At 70.0% G+C, this 8311-nt stretch carries 11 protein-coding genes; 10 read left to right on the top strand and 1 reads right to left on the bottom strand.

Annotated elements, in window-relative coordinates; genetic code table 11:
* Nucleotides 1-936, bottom strand: a 936-nt coding sequence (locus J2X36_RS04140) for a hypothetical protein (protein ID WP_310346537.1), incomplete at its 3' end; no start/stop codon positions are given.
* A gap of 280 nt (nt 937-1216) precedes the next feature.
* Here J2X36_RS04140 and J2X36_RS04135 point away from each other — a divergent pair.
* From J2X36_RS04135 to J2X36_RS04090, 10 genes are all read left to right on the top strand, one after another.
* Nucleotides 1217-1870: a hypothetical protein gene (locus J2X36_RS04135; RefSeq protein ID WP_310346534.1), complete on the top strand. Its 654-nt coding sequence runs from the start codon at nt 1217-1219 to the stop codon at nt 1868-1870.
* On the top strand, nt 1867-2196 hold the full coding sequence (locus J2X36_RS04130; protein ID WP_310346531.1) for a hypothetical protein: 330 nt from the start codon (nt 1867-1869) through the stop codon (nt 2194-2196). Before J2X36_RS04135 ends, J2X36_RS04130 begins: the two co-directional genes overlap by 4 nt.
* On the top strand, nt 2196-2879 hold the full coding sequence (locus J2X36_RS04125; RefSeq protein WP_310346529.1) for a hypothetical protein: 684 nt from the start codon (nt 2196-2198) through the stop codon (nt 2877-2879). Before J2X36_RS04130 ends, J2X36_RS04125 begins: the two co-directional genes overlap by 1 nt.
* A gap of 1 nt (nt 2880) precedes the next feature.
* The gene (locus tag J2X36_RS04120; protein ID WP_310346526.1) at nt 2881-3291 is read left to right on the top strand and encodes a phage tail terminator-like protein; all 411 of its coding nucleotides are present in this window, start codon (nt 2881-2883) and stop codon (nt 3289-3291) included.
* A gap of 36 nt (nt 3292-3327) precedes the next feature.
* Nucleotides 3328-4260 (top strand): phage tail tube protein, encoded by a 933-nt coding sequence (locus J2X36_RS04115; protein ID WP_310346523.1) that lies wholly within the window; start codon nt 3328-3330, stop codon nt 4258-4260.
* Complete coding sequence (locus tag J2X36_RS04110; protein ID WP_310346520.1) at nt 4257-4448, top strand: hypothetical protein; 192 nt, start codon at nt 4257-4259, stop codon at nt 4446-4448. The genes J2X36_RS04115 and J2X36_RS04110 overlap by 4 nt, the downstream gene beginning before the upstream one ends.
* Nucleotides 4445-4858, top strand: coding sequence for a hypothetical protein (locus J2X36_RS04105; RefSeq protein ID WP_310346516.1), 414 nt, complete (start codon nt 4445-4447; stop codon nt 4856-4858). Before J2X36_RS04110 ends, J2X36_RS04105 begins: the two co-directional genes overlap by 4 nt.
* Nucleotides 4859-4863: 5 nt before the next feature.
* Nucleotides 4864-5199, top strand: a complete 336-nt coding sequence (locus J2X36_RS04100) for a hypothetical protein (protein ID WP_310346514.1) — start codon at nt 4864-4866, stop codon at nt 5197-5199.
* Nucleotides 5200-5274: 75 nt separating this feature from the next.
* Nucleotides 5275-8004, top strand: coding sequence for a phage tail length tape measure family protein (locus J2X36_RS04095; RefSeq protein ID WP_310346510.1), 2730 nt, complete (start codon nt 5275-5277; stop codon nt 8002-8004).
* Between the two features lie 18 nt (nt 8005-8022).
* On the top strand, nt 8023-8298 hold the full coding sequence (locus tag J2X36_RS04090; protein ID WP_310346507.1) for a hypothetical protein: 276 nt from the start codon (nt 8023-8025) through the stop codon (nt 8296-8298).
* Nucleotides 8299-8311: the final 13 nt, after the last annotated feature.

The raw sequence follows: 8311 nt of genomic DNA, 5'->3' as shown, positions 1-8311 counted from the left end.
AAGGACGGTCGCGACGGCGAGCCGGGGGAGCAGGGCCCGCCTGGGAAGGACGGCGCCGACGGCCGAGATGGCGTGGACGGGAAGGACGGAGCGCAGGGAGTTCCGGGCCGCGACGGCGAGCCGGGGGAGCAAGGTCCGCCTGGGAAGGACGGTGCCGACGGCCGCGACGGCGTCGATGGTCGGCCGGGAGAGCCGGGCAAGGACGGTCGCGACGGCGAGCCGGGGGAGCAAGGTCCGCCCGGGAAGGACGGTGCCGACGGCCGCGATGGCCTCGATGGTCGGCCGGGAGAGCCGGGCAAGGATGGCCGCGACGGCGAGCCGGGGGAGCAAGGGCCGCCTGGAAAGGACGGTGCCGACGGCCGCGATGGCGTCGATGGCCGGCCGGGCGAGCCGGGCAAGGACGGTCGCGACGGCGAGCCGGGGGAGCAGGGCCCGCCTGGGAAGGACGGCGCCGACGGCCGAGATGGCGTGGACGGGAAGGACGGAGCGCATGGGGCTCCGGGCCGTGACGGCGTGGATGGGAAGGACGGAGCGCATGGGGCTCCGGGCCGTGACGGCGTGGATGGGAAGGACGGTCAGGATGGTCGCGATGGCGTGGACGGGAAGGACGGAGCGCATGGGGCTCCGGGCCGTGACGGCGTGGATGGGAAGGACGGTCAGGATGGTCGCGACGGTGTCGGCCTTGCCTCCGCGCTGATTGACCGTTCCGGAGAGCTGGTGGTGACGCTCACGAACGGCGAGACCCGGGAGCTTGGCGCTGTTGTCGGACGTGACGGGCGGGATGGTCGCGATGGCGTCGATGGCGCTCCCGGCCGAGACGGCGAACGCGGCGCTGACGGTCTCGGCTTCGAGGACATGGACGAGACCCTTGAGGACGGCGGGCGCACCATCGTCCGCCGCTATCGCCGCGGAGACGAGGTCAAGGAGTTCCGGCACGCCCTGAGCGTCCCGCTCGACCGGGGCGTCTACAAGGCGGGAGAGACATACAAGCCAGGCGACGGCGTCACCTGGGGCGGCTCATGGTGGCTCGCGCAGAAGGAGACCAGCGCCCGGCCTGGCGAGAGCGACGATTGGCGCCTCGCTGTGAAGCGCGGGCGCGATGGCCGGGATGGCAAGGACGGCGAGCGTGGGCCACAGGGCAGACAGGGCGAGGCCGGCCGAGACTTGACGCAGATCGGCGCCGACGGAGCGAAGTGGCGATGAGCGTCAGCATTCGATGAGCGTCAGCATTATCACACCCGCCACGGCCAAACGTCTCACGACGCCCGCCAACGTGCGTGGCGATCTCGGTCTCGCTGCGACCGTGCCGCCTGACGCCCAGCTCAATCGCTGGATCGACCAAGCCTCGGCGCGCGTGGCGAGCTACTGCCGTCGGCCGTTCGGCCGAGAGACGGTGCGCGAGCGGATTGCGCTCTGCCTGTCGAGCGCCGCCGACGGCGGAGCCGGCCTCTTGCTCGACCGCTGGCCGGTGGTGCGCATCCTTGGGGTGACCGTAGACAGCGCAACTCTGTCGCAGGGAGCCTATGAGACGGACGCGAGCTCGGTGTTTCTGCTGCAGGACGGCCAGCAGGAGGGCTGGAGCGGCCGGATCGCGGTCGTGGACTACGAGGCCGGCTGGCTCCTGCCCAGCGAGACTCGCGGCGATCCACCGACCACCACCGCGCCCGACCTGCCCGCCGACGTCGAGGCGGCGGTGATCAAGCTCGTTGCCGCCGCGATCTCCGCGAACGGACGCGACACGATGATCAAGAGCGAGGACGTCGAGGGGATCGGCTCGACCTCCTGGTACGTGCAGGGCGCCACCGCCGCCCTGCCGCATCCGGAGGCCGAGGCGGCACTTGCCGGCTATCGGCGGCTGCTCTTCGCATGACGCCTGCTCAGTCCATCGCGGCGCTCGACCGCCAGATCGCGCAGCACGGCCAGGACGTGCAGCTGCGCGCCGCTGCGGCTGATCCGGATGCGGCTGGCGCGACGGTGCGCGCGTTCGTGCGCGGCTACCGACCGGAGGAGCTCGGGGGCGGTGTCCAGCAAGGCGACACGCTGATGATCCTCTCGCCCACGCATCTTGCAGCGGTGGAGACGATTGAGCGCGGCGACGGAGTTACCGTCGCCGGCCGCGCCCGCTACGTCGAGGTCGCCAACCCGGTCGTGCTGAACGACGTCGTGGTCCGGATCGAGTGCACGGTGCGCGGCTGATGGCGACCCGTACCTCCGTCCGCATCGACCCGGTTGCGCGCGACGTCGCCCTGATGCTCGACGACACCCTGTCGTCGCATGCTCAGGCAGCGTTGCTCGCGGAGGCCGCACGCGAGGCGCTCGGCGAGGCACAGGACACGAACCGGCAGGCCCTCGGCTACGTGCCGGAGCACGAGACCTTCGTCGACGGCTCGCGGCGCGACGATCTCGCGAACCTGACGCCTCGCAGCACGGTGACCTTCGAGTTCAAGCTGCTCACCGACATCGTCGGCTGGATCGACGAGCAGCTGATCATCCACTCGCCCGTGCGGACCGAGCGCTACGCCCGCAGCCATGTCTGGTTCGCGGACGATGTGGAGTTCGAAGCTTCCCGGACGCTGCCCGCGGCCGAGCAGTACGTCGTGCTCAACGCCCAGCCCTACGCCCGCAAGATCGAGCGCGGCCAGTCTTCGCAAGCGCCCGACGGCGTCTACGAGGGCGTGGCGACGCTGGCGAAGCGGCGGTTCGGCAACGTGGCCTATGTCGGCTTCAGCTACCGCTCGTTCCCGGGCGGCGCGGTGGGCCGGTGGGCGCAGACAGCGAGCGCCGCGGCGCTGGCGAAGAATGTCCGTGGTGGGCGCGTCGGCGCACGCCAGGACTGGCTGACGCGTCAGCCCGCCATCCTGATCGACCAGGGCCGCTGACATGCCGCTGAAGCTCGTCGTCGACGCTGTCGAGGCCCGCCTGGCCGACGGCTGGGACAAGTGCCCGATCTACGGGATCAACAAGCAGGGCGAGACGCCGAAAGGCGGCGACCCGTTCGTGCAGGTCTCGTACCCGGTGGCGAACGGCGAGCAGCTCACCGTCGGTGCGCCCGGCGAGAACATCTGGCGGGAGACCGGTACCTTCCGTCTCGTGATCAACAGCCGGCGCGGCCGCGGCGTGATCGAGGGCCTGACCTGGGCCGACGAGCTCGCCGCCCTATTCCGCGGCAAGGACTTCGGCGGCGTGCAGACCTTCGCGCCGTCTTCGCCGGTCATCGACGACCGTAACGAGGAGGGGATGTACTTCGTCCTCTCGCTCAGCGTCCCGTACCAGGCGGACATCATCGGCTGACGCCGAGCGCACTGACCTCGAAACCAGGAGACCACCATGGCTATTGCTTCGGGCAGTGGGCGTCGGATCGCCTATGTCGCCGAGACGGTGTTCGGCACCACGCCGGACACCCCGTCGTTCAAGACCTTCCGCTCGACCGGCGGTGGCCCGCGCACGAACAAGACGACGGGCACCTCCGACGAGATCCAGCCCGACCGCAACGTGCGAGACGAGTTCCAGCTCGGCCAGGACGTGGCCGGGGACTACAACTTCGAGCTCGCCTACGGGAACCTCGATGACCTCCTGGAGGGCGCGCTGTTCTCGGCCTGGGCGACGAACGTCCTCAAGAACGGCTCGAACCTGAAGAGCTTCACCCTCGAGGAGACGCTCGACCTGCAGGGCGCCTCCTCCTACTCGCGCTTCCTCGGCGCGGTGGTGAACACGCTCTCGCTGAGCATCGGCGCGCGCGCCAAGGTGACGGGCGCCGTCGGTATCATGGCGCAGAAGGAGACGCTCGACACCGCGATCGTCTCGGGCGCCACCTACGCCGCGCCTGGTACCGACCCGATCTCGACTGCCTCGGCGAACGTGGCGAACCTCACGCTCTCGGGCGTGACGCCGAACCCGAAGGTCCGCAGCCTCACCCTGGAGGTGAACAACAACCTTCGGACCCGTCCGCTCGTCGGCAACCTCTACACCGAGAGCTTCGGCTACGGGATGTGCGACGTGACCGGCACCCTCGAATGCTACTTCGAGAGCAACACGCTCTATGCGGCCGCTCTTGCGCACTCCGGCGGTGGCGCCCTGTCCTTCACGGTCGGGAACGCCGCGAACAAGAAGTACACCGTCCTGGTGCCGAAGCTGATCCTCGGCAACGCCGAACGTCGGCCGGGCGGGAACACCGACGACGTGATGGTCTCGATCCCGTTCCGCGGCGTCTACGACAGCACCGCGGCCTGCAGCCTTCAGATCACGAGGGCCGTGTCGTGAAGACGGTTCGCATCACGGCCGACTTCGACAGCTACCCCAACGGGAAGGATCGGCGGACCTTCACCAAGGGCGAGGAGCCGGAGCTGTCGAACGAGCATGCCGACCTGCTCATCGCAAAAGGCCTGGCCGAAGATCTCGCGCCGGCCGCCCGCCAGCCCGCCTCCAAGAAGAAGGACACGGACGCGTGAAGCTCTCCGCCATCAAGGTCGATTCCGCGCGGCTCGGACAGGGCCGCTGGATCGGCGAGATCCCCGAGATGGGCGATCTCCGCCTGAAGGTCCGCGGCATCGGCAACACCGAGTACCGCCGGCTGCAATCAAAGCTGTTCGACGCCGTGCCGCGCTCGAAGCGGGTGCACGGCCGCATCGACCCCGACGAGGTCGACCGCATCACGGCACAGTGCCTTCTCGATACCGTGCTGCTCGACTGGGAAGGCCTCACCGATGACAGCGGCGCCACCCTGCCCTACTCGCGGGACGTCGCCGAGCAGCTGCTCACCGACCCGGACTACGCCCGGTTTCGGCAGGCGGTGTCCTGGGCAGCGACGGTGGCGGCCGACGAGGTCGCCGGCAACGACGAGGCCGACCGGGGAAACTGACAGACGTGCTCCGCTGGCACCTCGAATGGGCCGAGCGCGCCGAGTGGCTGGCGGACCTCGCGGAGGAAGAGGGCGCGGTGCCGGCAGCGCTGCTCGCGCGGCCGGACCTGCCCGAGCATCTCACCTTCGTGTGGGACGCGTTCTGGGACCTGTCGAACGATCGCGCGCTCGGCTTCGGCGTCGTCGGCCCCATCCCGTGGTCGTCGATCGACCGCTATGCCGGGCGCGTTGGCGTCTCGGACCCTGAGGAGTTCGAGCGCCTCTCCCGCTTGATCCGCGCCATGGACACCGTGTGGCGCGAGCGGATGCGCGAGGACATGAAGACGGCCGGCAACCCCTAGGCCAGCCGGCTTCGATCCCGCACCGCTGAAATCCGAGAGGCCCGTCGGCGACGGCCGGGCCCGCGAGGTCGTGCCATGGTCAGCCTCAACACGATCCGCACGATGACGGTCCGCTACATCTCCGAGGGCGCGGAGAAGATGCGGAGCGACGCGGATGCGGTGACAACGTCGCAGGAGCGGGTGGGCCAAGCGGCCAACCAGACCGCGACCGTCACGGAGCAGTCCGCCCGCCGGCAGCTGTCGGCCGCGACTGCCTACGATCGTCTCCGGCAGCAGATCGACGAGACCTACCGCGCGCAGCAGCGGCTCGACCGCGCGAGCGGCGTGATCGATCGCACCTTCAACCAGGGGCTGATCGACGCAGCGGAGCGTGAGCGGGCGCTGGCTATGGCCCGCGCTCGGTTCATGCCATCAGCCGCCAGCGAGAACGACAACCAGCCTGGGCGGCGCGGCCTGGACACCAATCAGCGCCGGGACCTGATGTACCAGGGCGGCGACGTGGTTGCCTCGCTCGGCTCCGGTGCCGGCCTCGGCACCGTCGCGTTCCAGCAGGGGCCACAGATCATCCAGGGGCTCGCCGCCGGCGAAGGCGGTCTGCGCGGCGGGCTGAAGGCGCTGGGCGAGAGCGCCCTTGGCCTAGTGACGCCCTTCACCGTGGGTACGGCGGCAGTGATTGGGATCGGCGCAGCCTTCACGGCCGCTGCTGTGGCTGCCTCGCGCGACCAGGACGCAATGGAGAAGGCGACGCGCGGGGTCGGCGCGGCTACGGGAGCCACGGTCTCGCAGATCGACGCGCTGGCTCGGGCCAGTTCGGAGGGCGGCAAGCTTTCGACCAGTGCAGCTCGGGAGTTAGTGTCCGGCTACGTCGCTACGGGGCAGTTGGCCCTGCCTGTGATTAGCGAGCTCACCCGGGCGACGTCGGAGTACGCACGCCTGACCTCGCAAGAGGTGCCCGCGGCCACGGCCGAACTCGCGCGGATGTTCTCCGAGCCGGCCAAGGGTGCGGACGACCTAGCGACGAAGATCGGTGGGCTCGACGATCGCACCCGGCAGCTGATCCAGACGCAAGTTGAGCAGGGCGATCGCTCTGCCGCGCAGCAGACGCTGGCCGACACCTTGAAGGCGTCGATTGATGCGAACGCGAGCAGTACTAGTCGCTGGGGCGCGGCGTGGGACATCGCGACGGCTGCGGCAGACCGGTATTGGGAAGCGGCGAAGAAGATCGCCGGGATCAAACTCGGGCTCATCCCGGAGGGCGCTCAGGAGGCGGCCGACCGGCTGAACAAGCGGGTCGACGACATCAACGAGCGACGCAAGGCGCTTGGCATGGAGCCGCTTGGCTTGGGTGATCGTCTCGTGCGGGAGCGCGACACCGCAGCGTTGGTTGCCGATACGGAGAAGCGTCAGGCGGATGCAAGGGCGGCAGAGGAACGTGCCAATACCGCAAGCCGCCTAGCGGGCGATATCGCGCGGCAGACCGACCCCAATTTCGCCCGGCTCTCCGAGCTTCGGAAGCAGCAGACCGACCTGAGCGCCGCTCTTGCCGACCCGCTGGCACGCAGCAAGCTCTCCGACTTTAGCCAGACCGAGACCGCGTACCTCGGCGTCAACCGGGCGATCGAAACGCTGACCGACTCCGCCGGCAAGCTGATTAGTCAGGAGGAGATGGCGCGTCGACAGGACCAGCTGCGGCTCGACGCCATCAACGCGAAGACCGAGGCCGAGAAGCGCTCTGTGGCCGAGCGGCAGAAGGCGTTCGACCTGATCGGCAAGACCATCACGCCGGGCGACGCCCGCGGGCAGATCCAGCGGGCCGGGACGCTCGCTGCGGCCGCCGAGGCAGGCAAGGGCGGCGGCAAATCCGATAGCGACAGCCGCGACGACTTCGACCGCGCAGTGCGCTCGCAGGAAGATCGCATCCGCCGACAGCAGCAGGAGGCTGAGACCTTCGGCCTGGGCGCCGCCGCCGTCGCCCGGTACCGAGTCGAGCAGGAGTTGCTGACCGCCGCCAAGCGTGCGGACCGCGAGATCACGCCGGAGCTCTCTGCGCAGATCCGGGGCTACGCCGATCAGGCGGCGGCCGCGGCCGAGCGGATGGACGACCTGCGCGAGAAGATGCGCTTCGACGACGCCGTGCGCGGCGCCGGCCGGGATGGGCTCGGCGGCTTCCTGCGCGACATCCGCCAGGGCGCGACGGCAGCCGATGCGATGGCGAACGCGGTCAACCGCATGGCCGACCGCCTGCTCGACCTCGCGTCGGACCAGATCTTCTCCTCGCTGTTCAGCGCGCGCGGCTCCGCGAACGGCGGCCTGCTGGGCAACCTGCTCGGCGGTGGCTCCGGGAGTGGCAGCCCGAGCTTCCTGGACTTCATCTCGGGCAACTTCTTCCCGAAGTTCGCGGTCGGTGGCTACACGGGCCCGGGCGGGCGCTTGGAGCCGGCCGGCGTGGTTCACCGGGGCGAGTACGTCTTCGATGCTGCCGCCGTGCGCCGGATCGGCCTCGCGCCGCTCGAGGCGATGCGGGCGGGCCTGCGCGGCTACGACGTGGGCGGGCCGGTCGGCGGTTGGACCGCGCAAGACATCGCGGCGGCTGGCGCAGGTGCCGGGAACGGCGGGGTCAAGGTCTCGATGCCGGTCTCCGTCACCATGCAGGGCTCGTCGGGCAACGCTGCCCAGGATCAGGCCCACGCAGAGCAGACCGCCAAGACTATGCGCCGCGAGATGGAAGGCGCCTTCGCGGGCTGGGCTCAGCGCGAGATGCGCCCGGGCGGAATGCTGCATCAGGCCGGCGCGCGTCGCTTCTAACCGGAGACCTCAGCACCCATGGATTCGAAGCCTCCGATCGATCGCAGCGCCGAACTCGCGCAGACCGGTGACGTGCCGATGCCGACCGCCGAGAACGAGCCTCTGTGCCTGTTCCGCCCCGGGCCGGGCATCGGAGCCGCGGACGTGGCCGAGATCACCCTCATGTTCCTGCTCGACATGAGCGGCAGCCCCTACAACCCGCCCCCCGGCGGGCTCCGCGACGTGGCGATGTCGGCCACGCGCGTCGCGCAGCTCTCGCCGAGCGCGCGGCAGTTCCTGAAGCCCGTCGCGTAAGGAGACCGCACGC

The sequence above is a fragment of the Methylobacterium sp. BE186 genome, assembly GCF_031457035.1.
Lineage (GTDB): Bacteria > Pseudomonadota > Alphaproteobacteria > Rhizobiales > Beijerinckiaceae > Methylobacterium > Methylobacterium segetis.
The sequence above is the reverse complement of the archived record's forward strand: the minus strand, read 5'-3'. Positions and strand labels throughout refer to the sequence as shown.